We start from the raw sequence: 26,497 nt of genomic DNA, 5'->3' as shown, positions 1-26,497 counted from the left end.
GGATCGACTGGTACAACTACCACCGACCCCACACCGGCATCCAAGGCCAAACACCCGCCAGCCGCGTCACCAACCTCCCCGGACAACACACCTAGCGCCCCTCGCTCCCCTTGCGTTCGCGCGTTCCCGCCCGGATCTCCTCCGTCGCCGCCCGGAACGCCGGGGCCGCCCGCTCGAAGTAGTCGAAGAGCAGGTCCCGCTGCTCCGGCGGGTAGCCGTCGAGCACCTCCGCGATCCGCCGCCGGGCAGGGCCCACGGTCGCCTCGACCCCCGCCAGCGCGTCGGGCACGGCCTCGACCACGACCTTGCGCCGGTCGGCGGGGTCCGTGGTGCGGCGTACGTAGCCCGCGCGCTCCAGCCGGTCGATCAGCCGCGTCGTCGCGCCCGTCGTCAGGCCCGTCCCCGCCGCGAGTTCGCCCGAGGTCAGGCCGCCGGCCAGGGCGATCCGGCTGAGCGCGTACCACTCGGAGGCCTGGAGGCCCGCCGCCTCGGCGGCCGCCATGCCGTGGAGCCCCACGGCGTCGACGTAGTCCCGGAAGACAAGCCGCCGTTCGTCCTGCTCGGCCATCACAACACCTTCCCTTGCCTAATATCTGCGTGTGTGCAGATAATGCATGCGTGCAGTTGTTGCGCCAGTCTAGTCAACGCCGCAGTCGACCGGGAGGCACCACCGTGAACGCCAGGACCGCCAGGACCCTCAAGCGCGCCGCACTCGTCACCGCCGCCGCCCTCGCGCTCGTCGCGGGCGGCGCGTACCTCTACCTCGACACGACCTCCGGGATCCGGCGCACCGGCGCCGAGGACTGCGCCGCGGTCATCCCGGCCGGCGCGGACCGCTCGGACGGCGAGGCCGTCTGCTCCACCCTCGACGCCCTCATCGCGGCCTGGGCGAAGGGCGACGCGGAGGCGTTCGGCCGCCAGTTCACCGAGGACGGCACCTACACCACGTACATCGGCAGCCACTACGAGGGCCGCGCGGACATCACCGAAGGCCACCGCGCGCTCTTCAAGGACTTCCTCAAGGGCACCAAGCTCGCCGCCTCGTACCTCGACATGCGCTTCCTCGGCAAGGACGTCGTCGTCCTCACCGGTCGCGGCGACGACTACACCGGGGCCGAGCCCGCCGCCGACGAGCTCTCCAAGGTCCAGACGTACACGCTGGTCCGCGACACCGACGGCGTCTGGCGCATCGCCGCCTTCCACAACACCCAGCGCCGCAACGTCATGGAGCGGTTCTCCTTCCTCTACGCGCCCGACACGGCCCCGGAGGCGGAGAAGTGACCGCGGTGGCGCGGGCGGGCGGAGCGCCGCGCCCCGCGCGGGCGGACCGGCTCCGGCCCGGGAGGCCGCGCCCGCGGATCCGGACCACCATGGATAGCGGAAGCAGCCCGCCGGACAGGGGCCGGTTCTGCTAGATTGGTCTATACCACACCACCACTCCAGATCGGCAGGCCCCGCGTGGAAGTTGTCATCGTCCCGGACGCCAAGGCAGGCGGCGAGCTCATCGCGGAGGCCATGGCCGCCCTGGTCCGCCGCAAGCCCGACGCCCTGCTCGGCGTGGCGACCGGCTCTACCCCGCTGCCCATCTACGAAGCCCTCGCCGCCAAGGTCAAGGCGGGCCGGGTCGACGCCTCGAAGGCGCGCATCTGCCAGCTCGACGAGTACGTCGGCCTGCCGGCCGGGCACCCGGAGTCCTACCGCGCCGTCGTGCTCCGCGAGGTCGTCGAGCCCCTCGGGCTGAGCGAGTCCTCCTTCATGGGACCGGACGGCTCCGCCGAGGACGTCCAGGCCGCCTGCGCGGCCTACGACGAGGCCCTCGCCGCGGCCGGGGGCGTCGACCTCCAGCTGCTCGGCATCGGCACGGACGGGCACATCGGCTTCAACGAGCCCTGCTCCTCGCTGGCTTCCCGCACCCGGATCAAGACGCTGACGGAGCAGACCCGCGTGGACAACGCGCGCTTCTTCGACGACGACATGGACCAGGTCCCGCACCACGTCATCACCCAGGGCATCGGCACCATCCTCGACGCCCGCCACCTGGTCCTGCTGGCCACCGGCGAGGGCAAGGCCGAGGCCGTCGCGCAGACCGTCGAGGGCCCGCTCTCGGCGCTGGTCCCGGCCTCCGCGCTCCAGCTGCACCGGCACGCCACGGTGGTCGTGGACGAGGCCGCCGCCTCCAAGCTGAAGCTGGCCGACTACTTCCGCCACACCTACGCCAACAAGCCCTCCTGGCAGGGCCTGTAGGCGACGGCCGCGAAAGGCCAGGCCCCCGCCTCGCGGGGGCCTGGCCTTTCGCGCTGTCCGGGCCCGACCGCGCCGGACGGCGGCGGAGCCGGACACCCCCGTGACGGGTGCCCGGCTCCGGATCGTGACGGCCGGGACCCGTCTCCCGGACGGGGCCCACGGCGACAACAGGGCCTGCGGGGCCTACGGGGCGGCGATGACCTCCGCCGCCGCCCGGCCGCAGACCCGCGATGCTCCGTGCGTGGCGATGTGCAGCGTCCCGCGCGGCTCGGCGCGCGGCAGGCCCATCTCGACCACCACGGTGTCCGGCCGGGCCGCGACCAGCGCGTCCAGGACCTCCGCCATCCACGGGTGCCGGTGCTCGTCGCGGACCACCGCGACGACCGTACGGTCTCCCGCCGCCGCCAGTACGTCCCCGGCCGCACAGCCCTCGGGGTACACGCCCGATCCGGTCCCCGGGACCAGCTCGGCCAGCTCGGCCGCGACGCCCCACGGGGTCTCGTCACCCACCGCGATGTTCGCGACGGGGGCGAGGGTGGCGACGTACGGGGCCGCGACCGGCCGGGCCGCGCCCGTGACGACCACCGCGCGGCGGGCCGCCGTCAGGCCGATGCCGGGCGCGCTCCCCTCCGGTGCGCCCGGCGTGGTGACGGCGGCCCGGGAGCGCCGGGTCCATTCGGCCAGGGCGCGGACCCGGGCGGCGGCGTCGGCGAGCCGCTCCTCGGGAAGCGCGCCCTCCCGTACGGCCGCGACCAGCGCGTCCCGCAGCCGCAGGACGGTCTGCTCGTCCGCGAGCCCGCCGCCCACGCAGATCGCGTCGGCGCCGGCCGCGATGGCCAGGACCGAGCCGCACTCGATCCCGTACGTCCCGGCGATGGCGTTCATCTCCATGCCGTCGGTGACGATCAGGCCCTCGTAGCCGAGCTCCTTGCGCAGCAGTCCGGTCAGGATCTGTGGGCTGAGCGTGGCCGGGCGGGTGGGGTCCAGGGCGGGCACCAGGATGTGCGCGCTCATCACGGCCTTGGTGCCGGCCTCGATGGCCGCCTTGAACGGTACGAGCTCGCGTGCCGTCAGGGTGGCGAGGTCGGCGTCGATGCGCGGCAGCGCGTGGTGCGAGTCGACGTTGGTGTCGCCGTGGCCCGGGAAGTGCTTGGTGCAGGCGGCCACGCCGGCGGCCTGGAGGCCTTCGACGTACGCGGCGGTGTGCCGGGCGGCGAGGCGGGTGTCGGCGCCGAAGGAGCGGACGCCGATGACCGGGTTGTCCGGGTTGGAGTTGACGTCCGCGGACGGGGCCCAGTTGAGGTTGACCCCGCACTCGGCGAGACGGCGGCCGAGCTCGCGGGCGACCTCGCGGGTCAGGGCGGTGTCGTCGACGGCGCCGAGGGCCAGGTTGCCGGGGAAGGACGAACCGCCCCGCACCTCAAGGCGGGTGACGTCGCCGCCCTCCTCGTCGATGGCGACGAGGACGTCGTCCCGCTCGGCGCGCAGCTGCGCGGTCAGCGCGGCGAGCTGTCCGGGCGAGGCTATGTTGCGGCCGAAGAGGCCCACGGCGGTGAGGCCTTCGCCGACCAGGCGCAGCAGCCAGGCGGGGGCGGTGGTGCCCTCGAAGCCGGGCTGGAGGACCGCGAGGGCGTCCCTCGTCAGCGCGTCGTTGGGATCGGGCGCGGTCGTACGGTGCGCAAGGACAGTCATGGGCCGTTATCCCTTCACGGCGCCGGCGGTCATGCCGCCGACGGCCTTGCGCTGGAGGAAGATGAAGATGACCAGGACCGGGACCGCGAAGAGGGAGGACGCGGCCATCGTGGCGCCCCAGTCGTTGCCGAAGGCCGTCTGGAACTGGGTCAGCCACAGCGGCAGGGTCTGCGCGGTCTTGTCCTTGTTCAGGATCAGGACCATCGCGAACTCGTTCCAGGCGGTGATGAAGCCGAAGAGCGAGGTGGACATCAGGCCGGGGGCCAGCAGGGGGAAGATCACCTTGCGGAAGGCCTGGCCGCGGGTGCAGCCGTCGATCTGGGCCGCCTCCTCCAGCGTCACCGGGACGGCGGCGATGAAGCCGCGCAGGGTCCAGATGGTGAAGGGGAGGACCATCACGAAGTAGATCGCGGTGAGCAGCGGGAGGCTGTTCAGCATCTCGCTGTCGCGGGCGATCATGTACATCGCGATGACCATGACCTCCCAGGGGGCCATCTGGGCCATCATCACGGCGAGGACGAGGCCCTTGCGGCCCCTGAACTTCATGCGGGCGATGGCGAAGCTCGCGGCGAGGGCGACGAGCAGGGCCAGCGCGACGGCGCCGACGGTGACGATGAAGCTGTTGCCGACGTACGTCCAGAACAGCTCGACGCCGGTGGCCTTGGTGAAGTTGTCCAGCGTCGGGGTGAAGACGAAGACGGGGTCCTTGGAGAGGACCTCGCTGTTCGGCTTGAGGGCCGAGGAGAACATCCAGTAGACGGGGAAGACGAAGACGACGGCGAGTACGAGTGCGCCGAGGTTCTTCGCGACGGCTCCGGGGCGCAGCGGGCGGCGCTTGCGCAGGTGCTGGGCGGGCTTCGCGGCGGGCGCGGCGGGCGCGGGCTTCGGGGCGGTGGTCGTGCTCACTGCTCCTCCTCCTGCTTCAGGATCAGGCGGAAGTAGAAGGACATGACGATCACGAGCATCACGATCGTCAGGACGGAGATCGCGGCCGCGAGGGCGTAGTGCCCCTGGCTCTGTCCCTCGATGAAGGCGTAGACCGGCAGGGTCTCGGAGGCCCGGTCGGGGCCGCCGTGGTTCATGGAGTAGACCTGCGTGAAGGCCTTGAAGACCCAGATCACCTCCAGGAAGGTGGTGACGAGGAAGAACGACTTGAGGTTCGGGAAGATGACCTGCCAGAAGGTCTGCCACCCGTTGGCGCCGTCCATGCGCGCGGCCTCGTACAGTTCGCCGCTGACCGTGGTCAGGCCGGCGTACATGTTGAGGGCGACGAAGGGCACCGAGCCCCAGACCACGAGGACCGTGACGATCGTCAGGGTGGAGAGGCCGCTCTCGAACCAGTTGTGCTGCTCGTAGCCGGAGAAGCCGAGGGTGCGCATGACCCAGTTCATGACGCCGAACTGCTCGTCGAACAGCCACTGGAAGACGGTCACGGAGGCGACGATCGGCATGGCCCAGGCCATCACCAGCGCCATCGACAGGACGAGGCGCATCCACTTGCCCAGGCGGTTGAGCAGGATGCCGATGAGGCTGCCGATCACCATGATCAGCGCGACGTTGGCCGCGGTGAAGGCGAAGGTCCGCACGACGACGGTCCAGAAGTGCGAGTCGCCCAGCAGCTGGGTGTAGTTCTCGACGCCGTTGAAGGGCGCCTTGCGCTGGATGAACTCGATCTTGTCGACCTTCTGGAACGACAGGATCACGTTCTTGGCCAGCGGGTACAGCAGCAGGGTGGCCAGGCTGAGTACGGCCGGCCCGATCAGGAGGTACGGCAACCACCCTGAGGGGAGCGACTTTCTGCCCCCGCGAGGAGACTGGGACGTTCCCTTGGCTCCGGTGGGCGGCGGGGACTTCCGCTGCCCGGCGGACTTCTGTGGTGCGTCCTGTGGAGCGGAGGTCACCGCTCCCTGGGAGTGCACGGTCATGTCTTGGTTTCCTCGCGGTTGACTGTGGCGACCGGCGCCCACTCCCCCGCTAAGGGCGGGCGGCGCATACGTCTGTCAATGCGCGACCGGGGGCGCGACGGGCGCGAGGGCGCCTGTCGCACCCCCCGGTGCGTGCTCCTGCGTACTGCTCGGTGCTACTTGTTGATGCGGTTCGCGATTTCCTTGTCCGCGGCCTCGCCCGCCTTGGCGGCGTCCTCACCCTTGAGGACCTTGGTCATGAACTCCTTGATCGGGTTCGGCTCGGTCTCGACGTTCGCCCAGCCCGGGGTCACCGGGGTGATCTTGCCGTTGAGGCCCGCCTTGCCCATCGCCTCGGCGAAGGAGCCCGCGGGGGCCGTGAAGTTCGCGCCGGCCTGGTTCGGGAGCAGCGCGCCCTTGGTCTCGGCGGCGTACTTGGTCATCTGGTCCTTGCCTGCGGCGAGGGCCAGCCACTCCTTGGCGAGCTCCTTGTTCTTGGAGCGCTCGGCGATGGCGAGGTTCGAGCCGCCGAGGAAGACGGTGCCGGACTTGTCGGCGGTCTTGCCCGGGATCGGGAAGTAGCCGAAGTCGGCCTCCTTGCCCGCCTCCTTCAGCGCCTTCTCGGCACCGCCGGCCTCCCAGCCGAGGCCGATCCAGGAGCTGACGCCGCCCTTGGGGACGATGTCGGTGGACTGCTGCGGGGTGGCCTCGTCCTTGTCCTTCGGAGCCGTGGAGAAGGACTGGAGCTTCTTGTAGAAGTCCATGGCGGAGGCGGCCTGGGGCGTGGCGAGGCCGCCCTTCCACTTGGCGCCGTCCTTGGTGGCGAGGTCGCCGCCCTCGTCCCAGATGAAGCCGGCGAGGATGTACCAGCTCTGGCCGGGGAGGTAGATCGGCTGCGCGGCCGGGTCGGAGGCCTTCAGCTTCTCCAGACCGGCCACCCACTCGTCGCGGGTCTTCGGCGGGGTGACGCCGGCCTTCTCGTAGGCCTTCTTGTCGTAGATGACGACGCGGTTGGCGGCGTACCACGGAGCCGAGTAGAGCTTGCCGTCGACCTCGGCCGAGGCGAGCATGCTCTTCTGCCAGGCGTCCGCGCCGAGCTTCGCCTTGTCTCCGGTGAGGTCGGCGAGGCCGCCGGTGACCGCGTAGCCGGCGGTCTGGGTGTTGCCGAGCTCAAGGACGTCCGGCGGGGTGTTCTCGGAGAGGGCGGTGGTGATCTTCTCCTGGATCCCCGTCCACTTCTGCTCCTCGACCTTGACCGTGACACCGGGGTGCTTGGCCGAGAACTCCTTGTTGACCTCGTCGATCCAGGCCTTCGGTGCGGAACCGTCCATCACCCAGACGGTGATCTCCTTGGCGCCACCCGCGTCGGTCTTCGCCTTGTCGTCGCCGCCGTTGCCGCACGCCGCGACACCGGCCATCATGCCCGCGACACTGACCGCCGCGATGAGCTTGCGCTTCACGCCACCCTCCTCAGGGATGCTGCCTGCAACTTCCCTCGCCCGCCGCGGTGACATAAGCACCAAGTACTGCCCGTGGGCCGGGATCTGATCCATATTGGTGTAGACCAGTAACCGGAGCTTGGCCTAGACCTTTAGGGGTGTCAAGGGTCTAATGAGCGGGTGATCGGTCCGTTATCGGACCGACACCTGGGGGAGGGAGGAGGCCTGTCCTCCCGCTCGTGTCACGATGTGACCGCACATATGGAGGAGCCGGTGACGGCAGCGAAACTGGAGTCGGGAAGGCGGGCGGCGATGGCCACCGAAGGGGCGACCACGGAGCCGGAAGGCGGGGCAGCCACTCGCACGGCGCGTGTGCCCAAGTACTACCGACTCAAGCGGCACTTGCTCGACATGACCGAGACGCTCCCCCCGGGCACCCCCGTGCCGCCGGAGCGCACCCTCGCCGCCGAGTTCGACACCTCGCGGACCACCGTCCGCCAGGCCCTCCAGGAGCTCGTGGTCGAGGGCCGGCTGGAGCGGATCCAGGGCAAGGGCACCTTCGTCGCCAAGCCCAAGGTCTCCCAGCCGCTCCAACTCTCCTCGTACACCGAGGACATGCGGGCGCAGGGCCTGGAGCCCACCTCCCAGCTGCTCGACATCGGCTACGTGACGGCCGACGACACCCTCGCCGGACTCCTCAAGATCTCCACCGGCGGACGCGTCCTGCGCATCGAGCGGCTGCGGCTGGCCAGCGGCGAGCCCATGGCCATCGAGACCACCCACCTCTCGGCCAAGCGCTTCCCCGCGCTGCGCCGTTCGCTGGCCAAGTACACCTCGCTCTACACCGCCCTCGCGGAGGTGTACGACGTACGGCTCGCGGAGGCCGAGGAGACCATCGAGACCTCGCTGGCCACCCCGCGCGAGGCCGGACTGCTCGGCACCGACGTCGGCCTGCCGATGCTGATGCTCTCCCGCCACTCGCTGGACGCCGACGGCGAACCGGTCGAATGGGTACGTTCGGTGTATCGCGGCGACCGTTACAAGTTCGTAGCCCGTCTACAGCGCCCCGCCGTGTGATCGACGGTTGACTCCGGTTCGACCCCCGGTGGACGCTCGTACCGCTATGCGGACGGGGGCTTACGTCCACCGGTCGGGCCCCCGTAGATTCCCTGCGCTCAAGCAGTGATCAACGAGGGGACGAGGATCATGCCGGAACCGGAAGCAACTGGTACACAACGGGCCGCGGCGGGAGCCTCACCAGGAGGGCTCTCGCCGAAGTCCGTGGCCGTCTGGGTGCTCGTGGCCCTCGTAGGGGCGATCGGCTGGGGCGTACTGGCCCTCTCCCGCGGCGAGGAGATCTCGGCCGCCTGGCTGCTCGCCGCGGCGCTGGGCTCGTACGCCATCGGCTACCGCTTCTACGCCCGCTTCATCTCGACCCGCGTACTGAGGGTGGACAAGACCCGGGCCACCCCCGCCGAACGCCTCGACAACGGTGTCGACTTCCACCCCACCGACCGCCGGGTGCTCTTCGGCCACCACTTCGCCGCCGTCGCAGGCGCGGGCCCGCTGGTCGGGCCGGTGCTCGCCTCGCAGATGGGCTACCTGCCGGGCACCATCTGGATCGTCGCGGGCGTGATCTTCGCCGGCGCCGTCCAGGACATGGTGACGCTCTTCTTCTCCACCCGGCGCAACGGCCGATCCCTCGGCCAGATGGCCCGTGACGAGATCGGCCCGGTGGGCGGAGCCGCCGCCCTCGTCGCCGTGTTCATCATCATGATCATCCTGCTCGCGGTGCTGGCCCTGGTCATCGTCAACGCGCTGGCCGACTCCCCCTGGGGCGTCTTCTCCATCGGCATGACCATCCCGATCGCCCTCTTCATGGGCTTCTACCTGCGCGTGCTGCGCCCGGGCCGGGTCACCGAGGTCTCGCTCATCGGCGTCGCCCTGCTGCTGCTCGCCATCGTCTCGGGCGGCTGGGTCGCGGACTCCTCGCTCGCGGAGTTCTTCACCCTCGACAAGCAGACGCTGGTCATCTGGATGGTCGCCTACGGCTTCGTGGCGTCCGTACTGCCGGTGTGGATGCTGCTCGCGCCCCGCGACTACCTCTCCACCTTCATGAAGGTCGGCACCATCGCGCTGCTCGCGGTCGGCGTGGTCATCGCCATGCCGATGCTGAAGATGCCCTCGGTCACCGACTTCGCCTCGCGCGGCGACGGCCCGGTCTTCGCCGGGTCGATGTTCCCGTTCGTCTTCATCACCATCGCGTGCGGCGCGCTCTCCGGCTTCCACGCGCTGGTGTCCTCCGGCACGACCCCGAAGATGATCCAGAAGGAGACCCAGGTCCAGGTCATCGGCTACGGCGCGATGCTGACCGAGTCCTTCGTCGCCATCATGGCGGTGATCGCGGCCTGCATCATCGAGCCCGGGCTGTTCTTCGCGGTGAACTCCCCCGCCGGCGTGGTCGGGACCACCGTCGAGACCGCCTCGCAGGCGGTGACGAACTTCGGCTTCGCCATCTCCCCGGAGGCCCTCGCCCAGGCCGCCAAGGACGTGGAGGAGACCACCCTGCTGTCCCGTACGGGTGGCGCGCCGACCTTCGCACTCGGAATGTCGGAGATCTTCTCGTCCGTGATCGGCGGGGCCGGGATGAAGGCCTTCTGGTACCACTTCGCCATCATGTTCGAGGCGCTGTTCATCCTGACCACGGTCGACGCGGGCACCCGGGTCGGCCGGTTCATGCTCCAGGACACCCTCGGCAACGTGCACAAGTCCTTCAAGGACGTCAGCTGGAAGCCCGGCGTGTGGATCGCGAGCGCGGTCGTCGTGGGCGGCTGGGGCTACTTCCTGTGGGTCGGCGTCAGCGACCCGCTGGGCGGCATCAACCAGCTCTTCCCGCTGTTCGGCATCGCGAACCAGCTCCTGGCCGCGGTCGCCCTGGCCGTCTGCACCACGCTCCTGGTCAAGTCGGGCCGGCTCAAGTGGGCCTGGGTGACGGGCGTCCCGCTCGCCTGGGACGTGGCGGTCACGCTCACCGCCAGCTACCAGAAGGTCTTCTCCGACAACCCGAAGATCGGCTTCTTCGCGCAGCGCGACCTGTACCAGGACGGCATCGACGCCGGGAAGGTACTCAAGCCCGCCAAGAACCTGGACGAGATGCACACCGTGGTCACCAACGCCACGGTGGACGGCGTGCTGTCGGTGCTGTTCGCGGTCCTGATCATCATCGTGCTGCTGGACGCGGCCCGGACCTGTTTCAAGGCCGTCCGCGACCCGGCGTCGACCACCCTCACCGAAGTCCCCTGGAGCGAGTCGAAGATCATCGCCCCGGCCGGCCTGATAGCGACCACCGAGGAGCGGGCGGAACTCGCCGCCGCCGGACTCGACTCCGGCGGCGGCAAGGTCAAGGAACCGGTGTGACCGCCGCGACCGGCATGACGGCCGTCCGCGGGGCCCTGGCGAAGGCCCGGTTCTACGTACGCGAGTTCTCGGGCGAGGCCGCGTACGACCGCTACGTGGCCCACGCCCGCTCGCACGACCCGGACGCCCCGGTCCTGACCCGGCGCGCCTTCGAGCGGGCCCGTACGGACGCCCGCGAGGCCGACCCGCGGGAGGGCTTCCGCTGCTGCTGACCCCCTCCGGGGTCCCGACCGGGCCGCCGCACTTCCCCTCCGGGAAATGCGGCGGCCCTTCGCGTGGGGCTGGCGCACACTCGGTGGCATGGACATCGTGATCAGAGCGGCGGCCGCCGCCGAATACGAAGAGCTCGGCGAGATCACCGCCCGGGCCTACCTCGACGACGGCCTGCTGGACCGCAGCGAGGACGGCGGCTACCTGAACGTGCTGCGCGACGTCGCCGGCCGGGCCGGCGCCGCCGAGGTGCTCGTCGCGGAGTACGAGGGCGAGGTGCTCGGCGGAGTGACCTTCGCCTCGAACACCAGCCCGCTCGCCGACATCGCCGGGCCGGGCGAAGCGGAATTCCGGATGCTGGCCGTGGCCCGCGAGGCGCGCGGGCGCGGCGCAGGCGAGGCCCTGGTACGTGCCTGCATGGCCCGCGCGCGGGCCCTGGAGGGCGTGACGCACCTGGTGTTGTCCACCCAGACCTCGATGTCGGCGGCGCACCGGATCTACGAGCGGCTCGGCTTCACCCGAACACCAGACCGAGACTGGGCCCCGATCCCGGGCCTGACGCTCCTCACCTACCGCTTGGAGCTGTAACCACGCCGACACAACATGTGGGGGGTCACTCATCAACCCGCCCCCACATGTATGCTCGTGCTCGCTGTCGTCGCAGGGGAATCCGGTGCGAATCCGGAACTGTCCCGCAACGGTATGAACTGCACCCATTGGTGCATAGCCAAGTCCGAGGACCTGCCGCCAGCGCGCCCGGCTCGACCGAACCGGGTGCAGACACGTCCGGGCCTCGCGGTTGGGCCGGTGGACGCCATGCGGTGCACGTACCGCCTGCCCTGTCCGGGCCGGATCGTGCGCAGGTCCGCATGCGCCCGCTCGCGCCATCGCCGTCGGTGATCCGGAGCCGAGCAAGGGAGAGCTCCCCCCGTGACCATCGCGCCCTCCGCACCGCGCGCCGAGTCCGTTCCGTCCGAGACCTCGATCGAGGCTGCGATCACGTCCGGGGGACCTGGGGCCGCGCTGCTGCGCACCCTGACCGAGCTGACGGCCGACCTTCCCGACACCGACCCCGGCCGCGTCGCCGCCGCCGCACTGCGCGGCCGCAGCTCCACCTCCGACGAGGCCGAACTGCGCGGGCTGGCCACCGAGGCCGCCGCCGGGCTGATCTCCGAGGACCCGGCGTACTCCCGGCTCGCCGCGCGCCTGCTGACGCTCGCCGTCCGCGACGAGGCCGCCGGCCAGGGGTCCACCTCCTTCTCCGCCTCCGTCGAGGTCGGCCACCGCGAGGGCCTGATCGCCGACCGCACCGCCGAGTTCGTGGCGACCCACGCGGCCCGCCTGGACGCGCTGGTCGAGCACACCCTCGCCGAGGGCGCGGACGACCGCTTCGGCTTCTTCGGCCTGCGCACCCTGCACAGCCGCTACCTGCTGCGCCACCCGATCACCCGTCAGGTCATCGAGACCCCGCAGTACTTCATGCTGCGCGTGGCCTGCGGCCTCGCCGAGAACGACACCGTCCAGGCCGTCGAGGAAGTCGCTTCCCTCTACCGGCTGATGAGCCGCCTCGACTACCTGCCGTCCTCCCCCACGCTCTTCAACTCCGGCACCCGCCACCCGCAGATGTCCTCCTGCTACCTGCTGGACTCCCCGCTGGACGAGCTCGACTCGATCTACGACCGCTACCACCAGGTCGCCCGCCTGTCCAAGCACGCCGGCGGCATCGGTCTCTCGTACTCGCGCATCCGCGCCCGCGGCTCCCTGATCCGCGGCACCAACGGCCACTCCAACGGCATCGTGCCGTTCCTGAAGACCCTCGACGCCTCCGTCGCCGCCGTGAACCAGGGCGGCCGCCGCAAGGGCGCCGCCGCCGTCTACCTGGAGACCTGGCACGCGGACATCGAGGAGTTCCTGGAGCTCCGCGACAACACCGGCGAGGACCAGCGCCGTACGCACAACCTGAACCTCGCCCACTGGGTGCCCGACGAGTTCATGCGCCGCGTGAACGCCGACGCCGACTGGTCGCTGTTCTCCCCCGCCGACGTCCCCGAGCTGGTCGACCTGTGGGGCGACGAGTTCGACGCCGCCTACCGCAAGGCCGAGGCGGGCGGGCTGGCCCGCAAGACCATGCCCGCGCGCGACCTGTACGGCCGGATGATGCGCACCCTCGCGCAGACCGGCCAGGGCTGGATGACCTTCAAGGACGCCTCCAACCGCACGGCGAACCAGACCGCCGAGCCGGGCACCGTCGTCCACTCCTCCAACCTCTGCACCGAGATCATCGAGGTCACCAACGACGGCGAGACCGCCGTCTGCAACCTCGGCTCGGTCAACCTCGGCGCCTTCGTCCTCGCCGAAACGGGCGAGATCGACTGGGAGCGGCTGGACGAGACCGTCCGCACCGCCGTCACCTTCCTCGACCGCGTGGTGGACATCAACTTCTACCCGACCGAGCAGGCCGGCCGCTCCAACGCCCGCTGGCGCCCGGTGGGCCTGGGCGCGATGGGCCTCCAGGACGTCTTCTTCCAGCTGAAGCTGCCCTTCGACTCCCCCGAGGCGAAGGCCCTGTCGACCAAGCTCTCCGAGCGCATCATGCTCGCCGCGTACGAGGCCTCCTGCGACCTCGCCGAGCGCAGCGGCCCGCTCCCCGCCTGGGAGCAGACCCGTACCGCCCGCGGTGTCCTGCACCCGGACCACTACGACGTCGAGCTGAACTGGCCGGAGCGCTGGGAGGCGCTGCGCGCCCGCGTCGCGAAGACCGGCATGCGCAACTCGCTGCTCCTCGCGATCGCCCCGACGGCGACGATCGCCTCGATCGCGGGCGTGTACGAGTGCATCGAGCCGCAGGTCTCCAACCTGTTCAAGCGCGAGACGCTGAGCGGTGAGTTCCTCCAGGTCAACGCCTACCTGGTGAACGAGCTCAAGCGCCTCGGCGTCTGGGACGCCCAGACCCGCGAGGCGCTGCGCGAGGCCAGCGGCTCCGTGCAGGGCTTCGGCTGGATCCCGGCCGAGGTGCGCGAGCTGTACCGCACGGCGTGGGAGATCCCGCAGCGCGGTCTGATCGACATGGCGGCGGCCCGTACGCCGTTCCTCGACCAGTCGCAGTCGCTGAACCTGTTCCTGGAGACGCCGACCATCGGGAAGCTGTCCTCGATGTACGCGTACGCCTGGAAGCAGGGTCTGAAGACCACCTACTACCTGCGCTCCCGCCCGGCGACGAAGATCGCCCGCGCCGCCTCCGGCAGCGCCGTCCCGGCGGCCGCCACGCCCCTCCCGCAGGCCGTCGACGCCGACGCTCTGGCCTGCTCCCTGGAAAACCCCGAGTCCTGCGAGGCCTGCCAGTAATGAGCTCCACCGACAAGAAAAACCTGCTCGACCCGGGCTTCGAACTGACCCTGCGCCCCATGCGGTACCCGGACTTCTACGAGCGCTACCGGGACGCGATCAAGAACACCTGGACCGTCGAGGAGGTCGACCTCCACTCGGACGTGGCCGACCTCGCGAAGCTGACGCCGGGTGAGCAGCACATGATCGGCCGGCTGGTCGCGTTCTTCGCGACGGGCGACTCGATCGTCTCGAACAACCTCGTGCTGACGCTCTACAAGCACATCAACTCCCCGGAGGCGCGCCTGTACCTGTCGCGCCAGCTCTTCGAGGAGGCCGTGCACGTCCAGTTCTACCTGACGCTGCTCGACACCTACCTGCCCGACCCGGACGACCGCGCGGCCGCGTTCGACGCGGTCGAGGAGATCCCGTCGATCCGCGAGAAGGCGCAGTTCTGCTTCAAGTGGATCAACGAGGTCGAGAAGCTGGACCGGCTGGAGACGCAGGCCGACCGCCGCCGCTTCCTGCTGAACCTGATCTGCTTCGCCGCGTGCATCGAGGGCCTGTTCTTCTACGGCGCCTTCGCGTACGTGTACTGGTTCCGCTCCCGCGGGCTGCTGCACGGTCTGGCGACGGGCACCAACTGGGTGTTCCGCGACGAGACCATGCACATGAACTTCGCGTTCGAGGTCGTGGACACGGTCCGCAAGGAGGAGCCGGAGCTCTTCGACGACGCGCTCCAGCAGCAGGTCACCGACATGCTGAAGGAGGCCGTGGATGCGGAGCTGCAGTTCGGCCGCGACCTGTGCGGTGACGGCCTGCCGGGCATGAACACCGAGTCGATGCGCGAGTACCTGGAGTGCGTCGCGGACCAGCGTCTGGTCCGCCTCGGCTTCCCGCCGGTGTACGGCTCGCAGAACCCGTTCTCGTTCATGGAGCTCCAGGGCGTCCAGGAGCTGACGAACTTCTTCGAGCGCCGCCCGTCGGCCTACCAGGTCGCGGTCGAGGGCACGGTCGACCTGGACGAGGACTTCTGACCTCGACGGTCTTCCGCCTTCACCCGAGCATCACCGGATCGGCCGGCAGCAGCCTCGCGCAGCTGCCGGCCGATCCGGCGTTCCCGGGCCAGGCCGAACAGGGCGGGGCCGGCCAGGAGGGCGGCCACGGCGAGGACGGTGAGGTAACTGAGGAACGTGTTCATGCCTCCACTCTCGCCAGCCGCACCGAAACCCGACAGTGGCAGGACTGTCATGAGAGTGCGAATTACTGCCACACTGGGGTCATGGAGAAGACCGGGGTTCTCAAGAACGTGGCCGTGGCGCTCGTCAATGGCGTCGCCCCCTTCGAGCTGGGGATCTTCTGCGAGGTCTTCGGCCTCGACCGGAGCGAGATGGGGCTGCCGGTGTACGACTTCGCCGTGTGCGCGGCGGAGGACCGGCGCTCCACCACCGGGGACGGGCACTTCGACATCGTCGTCCCGCACGGGCTGGAGCGGCTGGAGGGCGCGGACCTGATCTGTCTGCCCGCCGACCGCCAGGCCGCCACCCGGGAGTACCCGCTGGAGCTGCTGGAGGCCCTGCGCCGGGCCGTGGACCGGGGTGCGCGGGTGCTCAGCGTGTGCAGCGGCGCCTTCGTGCTCGGCGCGGCCGGGCTGCTCGACGGGAGGCGCTGCACCACCCATTGGCTGCACGCGGCGGAGCTGGCCCGCCGCTACCCGAAGGCCGTGGTCGACCCGGACGTACTGTACGTGGACGAGGGCCCGGTGGTCACCGCCGCGGGCACGGCTTCGGGCATCGACGCCTGCCTGCACGTCGTGCGCCAGGCGCACGGCGCCGAGGTGGCGAACACCATCGCCCGGCGGATGGTGGTACCGCCCCACCGCGACGGCGGCCAGGCCCAGTTCATCCAGCGGCCGCTGCCCCGCACCGCCTGCGACACGGTCGGGGAGGTGATCGGCTGGATGGCCCGCCACCTGGACGAGGAGATCACCGTCGAGCAGCTCGCGGAGCGCGCGCACATGTCACCGCGCACCTTCGCCCGCCGCTTCCAGCAGGAGACGGGCACCACCCCGTACCAGTGGGTGCTGCGTCAGCGCGTGCTGCTGGCGCAGGAGCTGCTGGAGTCCTCGGACGACACGATCGACACCGTCGCGGGCCGCTGCGGCTTCGGCAACGCGGCGGCCCTGCGCCACCACTTCCTGCGGACCCTGGGCACCACGCCGAACGCGTTCCGGCGCACCTTCCGGGGCCCGCAGGCCGTCGTCGCGTAGGTCAAGTCCGAGGACCCGGCCGACCAGGGCAAGGACTAGGCGTTCGGGACGGTCTCGTAGCGGGGGGTGCCCTCTTCCATCTGGCGCAGGGCGTCCTTGCGCTCCCGCTTCGAGAGCCGGTCGATGTACAGGTACCCGTGCAGGTGGTCCGTCTCGTGCTGGAGGCAGCGCGCGAAGTAGCCGGTGCCGCGGACCTTGATCGGGTTGCCCTGGGCGTCCTGGCCCTCGACCTCCGCGTAGTCCGGGCGGGCCAGCGAGGCGTAGGCGGTCGGGACCGACAGGCAGCCCTCGTTCGAGTCGTCCAGCACGCGCGCGGAGGCGGGCAGTTCGACCAGCTTCGGGTTGACCACGACACCGGTGTGGCGCTTGCCGTCGTCGTCCGGGCAGTCGTAGACGAAGACCTTGGCGTCCACGCCGATCTGGTTCGCGGCCAGGCCCACGCCCTCGGCGGTCTTCTGGCTGGCGAACATGTCGTCGATCAGCTGCGCCAGCTCTTCGCCGAACTCGGTGACGTCCTTGCACTCCCGGTGCAGGACCGGGTTGCCGACCACCGTGATGGGGCGGGAGGTGCCTCGCTCGCGGTGGGCGAGCTCGCGCGCCTCACAGTCCTCCGTGTCCACGACGTAGCCTTCGTCGTCGACCGGGACAACCTGGTTCTCCTGCTGCGCCATGTCCGCCGTACGCCTTCCGTAAGTTCGCCGAGTCACCGATGTGACCGGTACAGCCTACGGCCCCCGCTCAGCAGACTTCTTCGAGATCCCGCCACTCGCGGCTCTCCGGGCTGTCGGCCACCCAGCCGTCGAGCAGACCGCGGACCAGACCGGCGGGCGCGGCGATGCCGCATTCCCGCTCCGGGACCCACAGGGATCCGGAGCCGGCCGTACGGTGCCCCAGCGGGCCGGGGTGTCCGGGCTCGCTGTGGTCGTGGGGGTCCAGGTGCTCGCCGTCGCCCTCGTCGCTCGGCATCGCGCTCTCCGAGCAGGTGCGGCACAGCAGCCGCACCGACGAGGACCAGTCCTCGGCGGCGAAGCCCGCGTCGGAGGCCAGCTGCTCCAGCGCGTCCCGGTCCGCCTCGGTGGCGGCCTCCAGCAGCACCACCCAGGTCGGCACCGGCGAGGGCGCCCACAGCTCGATCTCGTCGAAGACGGGGTAGGAGGGGCCGGCCGCGGTGATCCGCTCGCCGTGCGGCACGCCGTCGTGGAGGACGACCTCGCCCCAGCGCCGCCCGGAGGACGGCAGCGGGATCGAGAGGACCTCTATCCGGGCCGGATCGAGTCTGCGGCCCCACACGACCTCGGCCTCGCCCTCGGGCGACAGCCGGACGGCCGCGCTGCCCAGTTCCATGCCGACCGGTTCGCCGGCGTGCGGGTCTCCGGGCACCTTCAGCCCGTACGCCTGCCAGGCCCGGCGGGCCAGCGGCCAGTCCTGGAGGGCGGTGGCGGCGATGCCGACGTTCCACCAGTCCGGGGCGCCGGTCTCGCGGTCCAGCAGGGCCACGGCACGCAGCCCGGCGGCCCGCGCCTGCTCCCAGTCGTGCCGGAACTTGTGCAGCAGGGCCAGGTTGAACCAGGACTCCGACAGCCAGGGCTCCAGGTCCGCGGCTCTGGTCAGGAGCGCGCCCGCGTCCTCGTACCGCCCGTCGCCGATCAGCGTGAACGCGCGGTCGGTGGCCTGCCGCCACGAGGCGGAGGGCCGATGCCGTACCTTCCCGAAGATCCTCACGATTCCCGCCTGCCGGTCCAACGGTGCAGCCTTGCGGACACCCTCACGGACACTCTTACTCGCATCCAACCATGCCCACTCGGACGGCCGCTCATTACCCATGGGTTACCCAGGCGGGACGGGAACAACTCTGGCACGTCCGCCCCTGGCCAGAACCCTCGCCAGGGACTCCACGACCTCCGGCTGGTAGTCGTGCCCGGTGCCCAGCCGCAGGCGCTCCAGAGCGGCCAGTGAGCCGCCCGGGTGAGTGCTCGCGCCGCACAGGTCGTCGTACGCGTTCACCGTGCGCACGATCCGCGCGGCGACGGGCTGCTCCCGGTACGGGTCCGCCTGCCGCTCCACGACCACCGCCACCTCGGCGGGGACCCCGGTCTGCCGCGCCACCTCGCCGCCCAGCCCGGCGATCCGGCGGGCCTCGGCCGCGGGCAGCTCGACGGTGGCCCCCGCCGGTACCGGGTCGACGAGGGAGAGCTGCCCGATGTCGTGCATCAGGGCGGCGTACTCCAGCACCGTGAGCTCCCGCTCCGACAGCCCGAGGTCCCGGCCGACGGCGCAGCTCAGGGCGGCCACCCGGCGGGAGTGGCCCGGGCGGGTGTATCCGGCGATCTCGGTGGCCCGGGCGAGGGAGGTGATGGTCTGGCGGTAGGTGGTGCGGATCGCGGTGATCCGGTGGAAGGACATCTGGGTCAGCAGCAGCGGCACGCTGAAGACGGGCAGGGCCCAGACCCCCGCCACGGCCACGCCCAGCGCCATGACCAGGCCGGTCGCGCAGATGGCCGAGCCGATCCCGGCCGGCGCCCGCAGCTCGTCGCGCAGCAGGGACCCGTACGGCCACCCGGTCCGGGCCCCCGCCAGAGCGGCGGCGAGCACCGCGTCGCACAGGGCGGTGAGGGCGAGCAGGAGCAGCAGGAACAGGACGAGGTACGGGCCCTGCCCGACCAGGTCCTCCAGTCGGCCGGAGTTGTAGAGCGGCTGGAAACAGACGGCGGCGAAGGTGACGGTGAGCACCCGCCGGGCCACGTGGTCGAGGGCGGGCCCGCGCCCGCGGGCCACGTGCGGGACGATCCCGACGAGGGCGGCGGCGACCACGACGGCGACGATCTGCAGCACACCGTGCTGCGTGGGATGCCCGGCGTCGTGGCCGAGCAGGGCGTACGCGAGGGCTCCGGCGGAGCCGAGCGGCGCGGGCTGGCGGTCCTCGGCGGCCGGGTTCTCGGCGGGATGCCCGGCGGCGGGGCGGTTGTCGCGCCGGGCGAGCTCCCCGACGGTGACGAGGCCGCCGAAGGCGAGGGCGGTGCCGGGCTCGACGACCCCGTTCCACAGGGTGTGGCCCAGGGCCAGGGCGGTGAGCAGGGCGGCGGCGCCCCGTACGGTCCAGGCGGCGAAGGCCCTCACCCTCCGGCTCCGGACTCCGCGCCCGCCCCCGGAGCCGGGGCTGCGCCCGCGCCCGGAGCCGGAGCCGGGCCCGCGCCCGGAGCCGGAGCCGGGCCCGCGCCCGGAGCCGGCCGCCCGCCCTGTACGGGCCGCCCGCCGGGGACCGGTCCCCCGCCCTGCGCCGGGAGCCCCGGCAGGGCGGCCCCCTCGCCGTCGGGGAGCCCGCCCGGCCCGGCACTGATCACCTGGAGGTCGTCGTCCGAGGTGACCACGGGATGCCAGCCGTGGCGCCCGATGGCCTCCACGAGGGCCCGCACCATCGCCGGGTCGAACTGCGACCCCGCGCACCGCTCCAGCTCGGCCAGCGCCACCGGCACGGGCCGGGCCCTGCTGTACGAGCGGGTCGAGGTCATCGCGTCGAAGGAGTCGGCCACCGCCACCACCCGGGCGAGCACCGGGATCTGCTCGCCGGTCAGCCCGTACGGGTACCCGGACCCGTCGACCCGCTCGTGGTGGTGCAGGATCGCGGAGCGGGCCTCCCCCAGGAAGCCGATGCCGCGCACCATCTCGTGGCCGTACTCCGGGTGCAGTTCGATGATCCGGCGCTCCTCGGGGGTCAGCGGCCCGTCCTTGCGCAGCAGCCGGGTCGGGACGCCGAGTTTGCCCACGTCGTGGAGGATTCCGGCGATGCGGACGACTTCCGTCCGGTCCTCCGCCATGCCCAGCTCGCGGGCGATCAGCGCGGAGGCCTGGCCGACCCGTTCGCTGTGTCCGCGCGTATAGCGGTCCTTGATGTCCACGGCCTGCACCAGGGCCCGGATCGTGGCCCGGTGGGCGGCGCGCTCGCGGTGGTACTGGGCGAAGACCCAGCAGGAGATGTACATCGGCAGCAGCACCAGCAGCGCGGCCGGCAGCCCGTACGGGCTGCGCCACATGACGGCCGTCATCAGTCCGGCCAGGCCGTGGACGCAGTGCGGGGCGAGGTTGGGGGTCCCCCCGGACGAAAACCGCGGGAGGGCCGGCAGGCCGCGCCGGGCGGTGGCGGCGGGCCGCCGTTCGGCCGCGGCCAGGACGGCCCCGTCGAGGACGGTGAGCACCAGGCAGAAGGCCACCGCGGCGACGGCCGCGGGCAGCACCACGTAAGGGAAGTCCGCCACCCAGGCGGTCGGGTCGGAGCCCGTCCCGGTCCCGCCCGGGAGTCCGGACCCCCCGGGCCCGGCGAGCGCCTCGGGGCCGCCCAGCAGCGCGTACGTCCGCCCGGCCGTCCAGGCGGCTATCGACTGCTGGGCGGCGTGCCACACCCTGCGCACCCGGGCGGGCCGCTGGACCACCGTCCCGGCGAATCCGCCGGGCAGCGCCACGAGCGCGGCGGCCGCGGGCGGGAGCAGGAACACGGCGGCCAGCACCACGGGGAAGAAGGAGCCGATGCCCTCGGGCACCCTGCTGCCCGGCAGCGGGCAGACCTTGACGAGTTCGCAGCCGAGGTAGAGCAGGGAGAGCAGGGCCACCGTGGGCCAGGGGGTGCCGGAATCGGCCACGGCCGGGTACGCGCAGGCGAATGCCGCGAGGACCGCGCACAGGACGAGGGCGCGCGCCGCCGGCGGAAGTACCCGCATGGCGTTCGCCTCCCCACCTGTGCCGTGCACACCGGGTACCGAATCGAATCGGTACCGGAAGGGGAGAATAGGTGGGGCCCCGCGCCGAGTGGCCCACATTTTCGCATTGCGGCGTTCGGGTGCCCCCGGATTAGCACCTTCGAGTGAAGGAACTCAGTCTCCGGGGGCGGTTGTTCGAAAGGAATGCGGCTGGTGCCCTCAGCCGGTCGCGGGACCGGCCGTGATGTCGTGATCGGGCACGGCCTGCCCCGAGCGGATCAGCTCGATCCGGCCCATCACCTTCGAGCGCAGGTCACTCGGCACGTCGTCCGACCCGCAGCAGCGCTTCACCAGCTTCTTCACGGCCTGCTCCAGGCCGTACTTCTCAAGACAGGGATTGCACTCGCCGAAGTGTGTCTCGAACTTCGTGCAGTCGCTGTCGGGCATCTCGTGGTCCAGGAACTCGTAAAGATGGTCCAGGACCTCGGCGCACTCCGTCTCGTGCGGCTCTCCGCAGCTCATGAGCCCGAGCCTTTCAGGTCGTTCGACTCTCCCGCGCCGGCGGGAACCAGCCCGCGCTCGCGGGCATAGTCCTCCAGCATTCCGCGGAGTTGACGGCGGCCACGGTGCAGTCGGGACATGACCGTACCGATGGGTGTACCCATGATGTCCGCGATCTCCTTGTACGCAAAGCCCTCTACGTCGGCAAGATAGACCGCGATGCGGAACTCCTCCGGAATGGCCTGGAGGGCCTCCTTCACGTCCGAGTCGGGCAGGTGGTCGAGCGCCTGCGATTCGGCGGACCGCAGGCCCGTCGACATGTGCGATTCGGCGCGCGCCAGCTGCCAGTCCTCGATCTCCTCCGCCGCACTGCGCTGGGGCTCGCGCTGCTTCTTGCGGTAGGAGTTGATGAAGGTGTTGGTCAGGATGCGGTAGAGCCACGCCTTGAGGTTGGTGCCCTCACGGAACTGGTGGAAGGACGCGTACGCCTTCGCGTACGTCTCCTGGACCAGGTCCTCGGCGTCGGCCGGGTTGCGCGTCATGCGCAGCGCGGCGGAGTACATCTGGTCGAGGTAGCCGAGGGCGTCCCGCTCGAAGCGCGCGTTGCGCTCCGGGGTCGTCTCCTCCGCGTGGCCTTCGTCGGTCCCAGCGACAGGACCCACCTCCTCCGACAGCGTGGCGGCTCCGAAAGCGGATCCGCTCGAATCGGAGAATAGTCGACCATCCCGGCCCTCCGCCGCCCGAAGCCTGCCGGGCTTGGGACCGGGCAGAACGGTCCACTCCAGGTCAGCGGCCTGCGGACGGTTCTGGCTGATGACCTGGGTCATGCGCTCCCTCTCCTCCGACGAACTTCTCCTGCATACCGACATCCGGGACAACAGAAGGCCCGGGCGCCGCATTCCCGGGCGCGCCAAGGGTTTCCGGGATCCGTCAGGTCGGTGGGGGCGGGGGTGAGCCGGATCACGCGGGAATCTGTCAGGTCTGGCGCACAGCGGGCCCACCCCGGGTGCACCCCGGGCACGCGGCGGGCTGCCGGCGGGCCCTGGCCGGGCTCACAGCGGGAGCCGTCCGAGCCATCCGGCCACCGCCCCGGTGATCACCGCGAGGGCCTCGTCCTGCGTCGGGCCGGCCTTCTTCGGCACCGCGAAGCCGTGGTCGCCGTGGGCCACCTCGACCAGCTCGTACGGGTCCTCCCCGGCCGGCGGCGGAAACTCCTCCGGCCGCCCGAAGGGGTCCCGGCCGCCTTGGACCACCAGGGTGGGCCGCCCGGCGCCCAGCAGCTCCTCGGCCCGCGACTTCTCGGGCCGGCCCGGCGGGTGCAGCGGGAACGCCAGCGCCAGCACCCCGGCCGCGCCCAGTGCGGCGGCGGTCCGGCAGGCCACCCGGGCCCCCGCGCTGCGTCCGCCGGCCACCACGGGCAGCCCGGGCGCCGCCAGCGCCGGCCAGAGCCCGCGCCAGCCCTCGTCCAGCACCTTGGGGGCGGCGGCGACCTTCTTCCCGGCGACCCGCCAGGGCTGCTCGACCAGCGCCACCGTGACGCCCCGGGCGGGCAGGTCCGCGGCCAGGGCCTGGAGGTCCCGGGCCTCGATCCCGCCGCCGGCGCCGTGGCCGAGGGCGAGCACGAGGCGGGCCGTGCGGGCCGGGGCCGGGTGCCAGGTGACGCGGGCGGCGCCCGCCGGGGTGTCGACGCTCTCGGTACGCGTGCTCATACGCCGATCATGCCCTGGCCGGGGCCGGAACCGGGGTTGGAACCGGGGTGGGAACCGGCTTGAAAACCGGAGTGGGAACCGGGGCCCGAGCGGCGCTAGAAGAGCGTGCCCTCCTCCGGCGCGGCCAGCTCCGCCAGCAGCTCGGGCCCGTTGTTGCGCACGTTGCTCACGGCGGTGGGCACCGGGTACGCCCGCATCAGCCCGCCGGGCGGCGGCTCCAGCAGCTCGCGGAGCTCGTCGGTGTCGGTGCGCGCGGGGTCCAGCCAGGGGTCCCACTTGTCCGGGGTCAGCATCAGCGGCATCCGGGGGTGGATCTCGGAGAGGGACCGCGGGCCCTCGGCCGGGGCCACCCCCAGCGGCCCGGTCTCGGCCTCGGTGGTGATCACCGAGCAGGTCACCCACCAGGCCAGCGGGTGCTCGTCGGGCACGGTCCGGTCGCGCCAGAACTCGTATATGCCGGCCATGGCGAAGACGGCGCCGTCGGAGGGGAGCACGAAGTACGGCTGCTTGCGGGCCCGCTTCTTCCTGCCCTCGACCTCCAGCTGCCGTTCGTCGTGGGCGGTGACCCACTCGTAGTAGCCGTCGGCCGGGATGATGCAGCGGCGCTGCGCGAACGGACGGCGGAAGGACGGCTTCTCCGCCAGGGTCTCGGACCGGGCGTTGATCATCCGGGCCGCGCCCTCGGGGCTCTTGGCCCAGGACGGGACCAGCCCCCACTTCAGCACCCGCAGCTGCCGAACCGGACGGCGGCTCGGCGCGTCCTTCAAGGGACGGTCGAGGACGACGTGGACCTCTTTCGTCGGCGCCACGTTCCAGTCGGGGGCCAGCGTCTCCTGCGGCTCCCACTTCTCGATACCGAAGATCTCCGCCAGTTCCTCCGGCGCCCGGCTCGCTGCATACCTTCCGCACATGGCTGCCACACTGCCATGGCACCCGACCACCACCGCAAGGAGTCCGCCACTCCATGGACAGCACCACGACGGCCGGTCTCTGGGACCGGCTCTCCGGCATACAGGACGAGCCCGCGCTCTGGCTGGTGATCGCGACCGGGGTGGTCGCGCTGGCCGCCGTGGGCCCCCGCCCGCTGTGGCGGGTGGCCCGCAACGCGATCACCATCGCGCACGAGGGCGGCCACGGGCTCCTCGCGCTGCTGACCGGGCGCAGGCTCGACGGGATCCGGCTGCACTCGGACACCAGCGGAGTCACGGTCAGCCGGGGCAGGCCGACCGGGCTGGGGATGGTGCTGACGGCCGCCGCCGGCTACACCGCGCCCTCGCTGCTCGGGCTCGGCGGCGCGGCGCTGCTGTCGGCGCACCGGATCACGCTGCTGCTGTGGGCGGCGACCGCCCTGCTGGTGGCGATGCTGGTGATGATCCGGAACGCGTACGGGCTGCTGACCGTGGTGCTGGCCGGCGGGACCTTCGTGGCGGTGTCCTGGCTGGCCCCGTCCGAGGTACAGGCGGTGTTCGCGTACGGGGTGGTGTGGTTCCTGCTGCTGGGCGGTGTCCGGCCGGTGTTCGAGCTCCAGGCCAAGCGCAGGCACGGCGGAGCACCGGACTCGGACGCGGACCAGCTGGGCCGGCTCACGCACGTGCACCCCATCGCGTGGCTGCTGTTCTTCCACGCCGTCGCGCTGTGCTCGCTGATCGGCGGAGGGCGCTGGCTTCTCGGCCTCTGAGACGGGGCACCGCCGGGGCAGCGATCAAGATCTGGGTCCCGGGGAAGCCACTAAAGTGGAGGCCATGACCGAGACCTCCGCGCTCCACGCCCTCTGGCCCGCTCCGCTCGCGGACGGCGCCGTCCGCGCCACCGTCACCGTGCCGGGTTCCAAGTCGGTCACCAACCGTGCCCTGGTGCTCGCCGCGCTGGCCGCCGAGCCGGGCTGGGTGCGGCGCCCGCTGCGCTCGCGCGACTCCCAGCTGATGTCGGACGCGCTGCGGGCCCTGGGCGTCGGCATCGAGGAGACCGTCTCCTCCAGCTCCGCCGACGGCGACAGCGGCGAGGCCTGGCGGATCATCCCGGCCGCCCTGCACGGCCCGGCCACCGTCGACGTCGGCAACGCGGGCACGGTCATGCGCTTCCTGCCGCCCGTCGCCACCCTGGCCGCCGGCGACATCCGCTTCGACGGCGACCCCCGCTCCTACGAGCGGCCGCTGGGCGAGGTCATCAACGCGCTCCGCGTGCTCGGCGCCCGGATCGACGACGACGCGCGGGGCGCCCTGCCGCTGACGGTCCAGGGCGGTGGCGCCCTGGAGGGCGGCACCGTCGAGATCGACGCCTCCAACTCCTCCCAGTTCGTCTCGGCGCTGCTGCTGTCCGCCCCGCGGTTCAACCAGGGCGTCGAGGTCCGGCACATCGGTGCCAACCTGCCCTCGATGCCGCACATCCGGATGACGGTGGAGATGCTGCGCGCCGCGGGCGCCCAGGTCGACACCCCCGAGGCCGGCGGCGAGAAGAACGTGTGGCGGGTCGCGCCCGGCGCGCTGCTCGGCCGCGACATGGTCGTGGAGCCCGACCTGTCGAACGCCCAGCCGTTCATGGCCGCGGCGCTGATCACCGGCGGCACGGTCACCATCCCGGACTGGCCGCGCCGCACCACGCAGCCCGGTGACGCGCTGCGCCGGATCTTCACGGAGATGGGCGGCTCCTGCGAGCTGACCGACGCGGGCCTGGTCTTCACCGGCACGGGCAAGATCCACGGCATCGACGTGGACCTGGGCGAGGTCGGCGAGCTGACCCCGGGCATCGCGGCGGTGGCCGCGCTGGCCGACTCCGAATCGATCCTGCGCGGGGTCCAGCACCTGCGGCTGCACGAGACGGACCGGCTGGCCGCGCTGACCGCCGAGATCAACGGGCTCGGCGGCGACGTCACCGAGACCGCCGACGGTCTGCACATCCGCCCGCGCCCGCTGCACGGCGGCGTGTTCCACACGTACGACGACCACCGGATGGCCACCGCGGGCGCCGTGATCGGCCTGGCCGTGGAGGGCGTACGGATCGAGAACGTGGCGACGACCGCGAAGACCCTGCCGGACTTCCCGAAGATGTGGGCCGACATGCTCGGCCAAGCGCCGACGGGCGCGGGAGCGTAGGGGCC

25 protein-coding genes and 1 riboswitch are annotated in these 26,497 nt (G+C 71.6%); of the genes, 11 read left to right on the top strand and 14 right to left on the bottom strand.

Features of this window, described 5'->3' with window-relative positions:
• Positions 1–91 precede the first annotated feature (91 nt).
• Positions 92–568, bottom strand: coding sequence for a MarR family winged helix-turn-helix transcriptional regulator (locus tag ACZ4TG_RS27250; RefSeq protein ID WP_468167293.1), 477 nt, complete (start codon positions 566–568; stop codon positions 92–94).
• A 104-nt stretch (positions 569–672) separates the two neighbouring features.
• On the opposite strand from ACZ4TG_RS27250, the gene ACZ4TG_RS27245 reads away from it, so the two are divergent.
• Together ACZ4TG_RS27245 and nagB are read left to right on the top strand one after the other, a co-directional pair.
• Positions 673–1,281 (top strand): SgcJ/EcaC family oxidoreductase, encoded by a 609-nt coding sequence (locus ACZ4TG_RS27245; protein ID WP_468167291.1) that lies wholly within the window; start codon positions 673–675, stop codon positions 1,279–1,281.
• A gap of 177 nt (positions 1,282–1,458) precedes the next feature.
• On the top strand, positions 1,459–2,244 hold the full coding sequence (gene nagB / locus ACZ4TG_RS27240; protein WP_468167289.1) for a glucosamine-6-phosphate deaminase: 786 nt from the start codon (positions 1,459–1,461) through the stop codon (positions 2,242–2,244).
• A 183-nt stretch (positions 2,245–2,427) separates the two neighbouring features.
• Here nagB and ACZ4TG_RS27235 read toward each other — a convergent pair whose 3' ends face one another.
• From ACZ4TG_RS27235 to ACZ4TG_RS27220, 4 genes are all read right to left on the bottom strand, one after another.
• Positions 2,428–3,936, bottom strand: a complete 1,509-nt coding sequence (locus ACZ4TG_RS27235; protein WP_468167287.1) for a glycoside hydrolase family 3 protein — start codon at positions 3,934–3,936, stop codon at positions 2,428–2,430.
• 6 nt (positions 3,937–3,942) lie between these two features.
• Complete coding sequence (locus tag ACZ4TG_RS27230; protein WP_468167318.1) at positions 3,943–4,779, bottom strand: carbohydrate ABC transporter permease; 837 nt, start codon at positions 4,777–4,779, stop codon at positions 3,943–3,945.
• Positions 4,780–4,838: 59 nt separating this feature from the next.
• Positions 4,839–5,861 carry a carbohydrate ABC transporter permease gene (locus tag ACZ4TG_RS27225; protein WP_468167285.1) on the bottom strand — a complete coding sequence of 341 codons (1,023 nt, stop codon included), beginning with the start codon at positions 5,859–5,861 and terminating at the stop codon, positions 4,839–4,841.
• Positions 5,862–6,016: 155 nt separating this feature from the next.
• Positions 6,017–7,300, bottom strand: a complete 1,284-nt coding sequence (locus tag ACZ4TG_RS27220; protein ID WP_468167283.1) for an extracellular solute-binding protein — start codon at positions 7,298–7,300, stop codon at positions 6,017–6,019.
• Positions 7,301–7,591: 291 nt separating this feature from the next.
• Here ACZ4TG_RS27220 and ACZ4TG_RS27215 point away from each other — a divergent pair, with 291 nt between their 5' ends.
• From ACZ4TG_RS27215 to ACZ4TG_RS27190, 6 genes are all read left to right on the top strand, one after another.
• Positions 7,592–8,356 (top strand): GntR family transcriptional regulator, encoded by a 765-nt coding sequence (locus ACZ4TG_RS27215; RefSeq protein ID WP_468167316.1) that lies wholly within the window; start codon positions 7,592–7,594, stop codon positions 8,354–8,356.
• 129 nt (positions 8,357–8,485) lie between these two features.
• On the top strand, positions 8,486–10,696 hold the full coding sequence (locus tag ACZ4TG_RS27210; protein WP_468167281.1) for a carbon starvation CstA family protein: 2,211 nt from the start codon (positions 8,486–8,488) through the stop codon (positions 10,694–10,696).
• A gap of 14 nt (positions 10,697–10,710) precedes the next feature.
• Positions 10,711–10,908 carry a YbdD/YjiX family protein gene (locus ACZ4TG_RS27205; RefSeq protein ID WP_468167314.1) on the top strand — a complete coding sequence of 66 codons (198 nt, stop codon included), beginning with the start codon at positions 10,711–10,713 and terminating at the stop codon, positions 10,906–10,908.
• Positions 10,909–10,996: 88 nt separating this feature from the next.
• Positions 10,997–11,494 carry a GNAT family N-acetyltransferase gene (locus tag ACZ4TG_RS27200; protein WP_468167279.1) on the top strand — a complete coding sequence of 166 codons (498 nt, stop codon included), beginning with the start codon at positions 10,997–10,999 and terminating at the stop codon, positions 11,492–11,494.
• A 47-nt stretch (positions 11,495–11,541) separates the two neighbouring features.
• Positions 11,542–11,669, top strand: a riboswitch (cobalamin riboswitch).
• A 167-nt stretch (positions 11,670–11,836) separates the two neighbouring features.
• On the top strand, positions 11,837–14,251 hold the full coding sequence (locus ACZ4TG_RS27195; protein ID WP_468167277.1) for a ribonucleoside-diphosphate reductase subunit alpha: 2,415 nt from the start codon (positions 11,837–11,839) through the stop codon (positions 14,249–14,251).
• Entirely contained in the window at positions 14,251–15,267 is a 1,017-nt protein-coding gene (locus ACZ4TG_RS27190; protein WP_468167275.1) for a ribonucleotide-diphosphate reductase subunit beta, read from the top strand. Before ACZ4TG_RS27195 ends, ACZ4TG_RS27190 begins: the two co-directional genes overlap by 1 nt.
• Here the strand turns inward: ACZ4TG_RS27190 and ACZ4TG_RS27185 are convergent.
• Positions 15,219–15,431, bottom strand: a complete 213-nt coding sequence (locus tag ACZ4TG_RS27185; protein WP_468167272.1) for a hypothetical protein — start codon at positions 15,429–15,431, stop codon at positions 15,219–15,221. The two genes, ACZ4TG_RS27190 and ACZ4TG_RS27185, sit on opposite strands and share 49 nt — an antisense overlap.
• Before the next feature lie 81 nt (positions 15,432–15,512).
• Here ACZ4TG_RS27185 and ACZ4TG_RS27180 point away from each other — a divergent pair, with 81 nt between their 5' ends.
• Positions 15,513–16,499, top strand: coding sequence for a helix-turn-helix domain-containing protein (locus ACZ4TG_RS27180; protein ID WP_468167270.1), 987 nt, complete (start codon positions 15,513–15,515; stop codon positions 16,497–16,499).
• Positions 16,500–16,534: 35 nt separating this feature from the next.
• Here ACZ4TG_RS27180 and def read toward each other — a convergent pair whose 3' ends face one another.
• From def to ACZ4TG_RS27140, 8 genes are all read right to left on the bottom strand, one after another.
• Entirely contained in the window at positions 16,535–17,170 is a 636-nt protein-coding gene (def, locus tag ACZ4TG_RS27175) for a peptide deformylase (RefSeq protein WP_468167268.1), read from the bottom strand.
• A gap of 67 nt (positions 17,171–17,237) precedes the next feature.
• Positions 17,238–18,221 (bottom strand): tetratricopeptide repeat protein, encoded by a 984-nt coding sequence (locus tag ACZ4TG_RS27170; RefSeq protein WP_468167266.1) that lies wholly within the window; start codon positions 18,219–18,221, stop codon positions 17,238–17,240.
• A 105-nt stretch (positions 18,222–18,326) separates the two neighbouring features.
• The gene (locus tag ACZ4TG_RS27165; RefSeq protein WP_468167264.1) at positions 18,327–19,616 is read right to left on the bottom strand and encodes an HD-GYP domain-containing protein; all 1,290 of its coding nucleotides are present in this window, start codon (positions 19,614–19,616) and stop codon (positions 18,327–18,329) included.
• On the bottom strand, positions 19,613–21,211 hold the full coding sequence (locus ACZ4TG_RS27160; RefSeq protein WP_468167262.1) for an HD-GYP domain-containing protein: 1,599 nt from the start codon (positions 21,209–21,211) through the stop codon (positions 19,613–19,615). Before ACZ4TG_RS27160 ends, ACZ4TG_RS27165 begins: the two co-directional genes overlap by 4 nt.
• Before the next feature lie 198 nt (positions 21,212–21,409).
• The gene (gene rsrA, locus ACZ4TG_RS27155; protein WP_468167260.1) at positions 21,410–21,712 is read right to left on the bottom strand and encodes a mycothiol system anti-sigma-R factor; all 303 of its coding nucleotides are present in this window, start codon (positions 21,710–21,712) and stop codon (positions 21,410–21,412) included.
• On the bottom strand, positions 21,709–22,353 hold the full coding sequence (locus ACZ4TG_RS27150) for a sigma-70 family RNA polymerase sigma factor (protein ID WP_008741505.1): 645 nt from the start codon (positions 22,351–22,353) through the stop codon (positions 21,709–21,711). The genes rsrA and ACZ4TG_RS27150 overlap by 4 nt, the downstream gene beginning before the upstream one ends.
• A gap of 390 nt (positions 22,354–22,743) precedes the next feature.
• Complete coding sequence (locus ACZ4TG_RS27145; protein ID WP_468167258.1) at positions 22,744–23,400, bottom strand: alpha/beta hydrolase family protein; 657 nt, start codon at positions 23,398–23,400, stop codon at positions 22,744–22,746.
• A gap of 95 nt (positions 23,401–23,495) precedes the next feature.
• Entirely contained in the window at positions 23,496–24,311 is an 816-nt protein-coding gene (locus tag ACZ4TG_RS27140) for an SOS response-associated peptidase (RefSeq protein WP_468167256.1), read from the bottom strand.
• Positions 24,312–24,364: 53 nt separating this feature from the next.
• Here ACZ4TG_RS27140 and ACZ4TG_RS27135 point away from each other — a divergent pair, with 53 nt between their 5' ends.
• Together ACZ4TG_RS27135 and aroA are read left to right on the top strand one after the other, a co-directional pair.
• Positions 24,365–25,078: a M50 family metallopeptidase gene (locus tag ACZ4TG_RS27135; RefSeq protein WP_468167254.1), complete on the top strand. Its 714-nt coding sequence runs from the start codon at positions 24,365–24,367 to the stop codon at positions 25,076–25,078.
• A gap of 64 nt (positions 25,079–25,142) precedes the next feature.
• Positions 25,143–26,492, top strand: a complete 1,350-nt coding sequence (gene aroA, locus ACZ4TG_RS27130) for a 3-phosphoshikimate 1-carboxyvinyltransferase (protein ID WP_468167252.1) — start codon at positions 25,143–25,145, stop codon at positions 26,490–26,492.
• Positions 26,493–26,497: the final 5 nt, after the last annotated feature.

It is taken from the genome of Streptomyces sp. NPDC028314 (assembly GCF_055565795.1).
The sequence above is the reverse complement of the archived record's forward strand: the minus strand, read 5'-3'. Positions and strand labels throughout refer to the sequence as shown.

Coding starts and splice junctions, on each gene's coding strand:
- ACZ4TG_RS27225 (WP_468167285.1), bottom strand. CDS start 5,861: ATGACCGTGCACTCCCAGGGAGCGGTGACCTCCGCTCCACAGGACGCA.
- ACZ4TG_RS27145 (WP_468167258.1), bottom strand. CDS start 23,400: ATGAGCACGCGTACCGAGAGCGTCGACACCCCGGCGGGCGCCGCCCGC.
- def (WP_468167268.1), bottom strand. CDS start 17,170: ATGGCGCAGCAGGAGAACCAGGTTGTCCCGGTCGACGACGAAGGCTAC.
- ACZ4TG_RS27140 (WP_468167256.1), bottom strand. CDS start 24,311: ATGTGCGGAAGGTATGCAGCGAGCCGGGCGCCGGAGGAACTGGCGGAG.
- ACZ4TG_RS27210 (WP_468167281.1), top strand. CDS start 8,486: ATGCCGGAACCGGAAGCAACTGGTACACAACGGGCCGCGGCGGGAGCC.
- ACZ4TG_RS27215 (WP_468167316.1), top strand. CDS start 7,592: ATGGCCACCGAAGGGGCGACCACGGAGCCGGAAGGCGGGGCAGCCACT.
- ACZ4TG_RS27180 (WP_468167270.1), top strand. CDS start 15,513: ATGGAGAAGACCGGGGTTCTCAAGAACGTGGCCGTGGCGCTCGTCAAT.
- ACZ4TG_RS27250 (WP_468167293.1), bottom strand. CDS start 568: ATGGCCGAGCAGGACGAACGGCGGCTTGTCTTCCGGGACTACGTCGAC.
- rsrA (WP_468167260.1), bottom strand. CDS start 21,712: ATGAGCTGCGGAGAGCCGCACGAGACGGAGTGCGCCGAGGTCCTGGAC.
- aroA (WP_468167252.1), top strand. CDS start 25,143: ATGACCGAGACCTCCGCGCTCCACGCCCTCTGGCCCGCTCCGCTCGCG.
- ACZ4TG_RS27185 (WP_468167272.1), bottom strand. CDS start 15,431: ATGAACACGTTCCTCAGTTACCTCACCGTCCTCGCCGTGGCCGCCCTC.
- ACZ4TG_RS27160 (WP_468167262.1), bottom strand. CDS start 21,211: ATGCGGGTACTTCCGCCGGCGGCGCGCGCCCTCGTCCTGTGCGCGGTC.
- ACZ4TG_RS27135 (WP_468167254.1), top strand. CDS start 24,365: ATGGACAGCACCACGACGGCCGGTCTCTGGGACCGGCTCTCCGGCATA.
- ACZ4TG_RS27205 (WP_468167314.1), top strand. CDS start 10,711: ATGACGGCCGTCCGCGGGGCCCTGGCGAAGGCCCGGTTCTACGTACGC.
- ACZ4TG_RS27190 (WP_468167275.1), top strand. CDS start 14,251: ATGAGCTCCACCGACAAGAAAAACCTGCTCGACCCGGGCTTCGAACTG.
- ACZ4TG_RS27235 (WP_468167287.1), bottom strand. CDS start 3,936: ATGACTGTCCTTGCGCACCGTACGACCGCGCCCGATCCCAACGACGCG.
- ACZ4TG_RS27200 (WP_468167279.1), top strand. CDS start 10,997: ATGGACATCGTGATCAGAGCGGCGGCCGCCGCCGAATACGAAGAGCTC.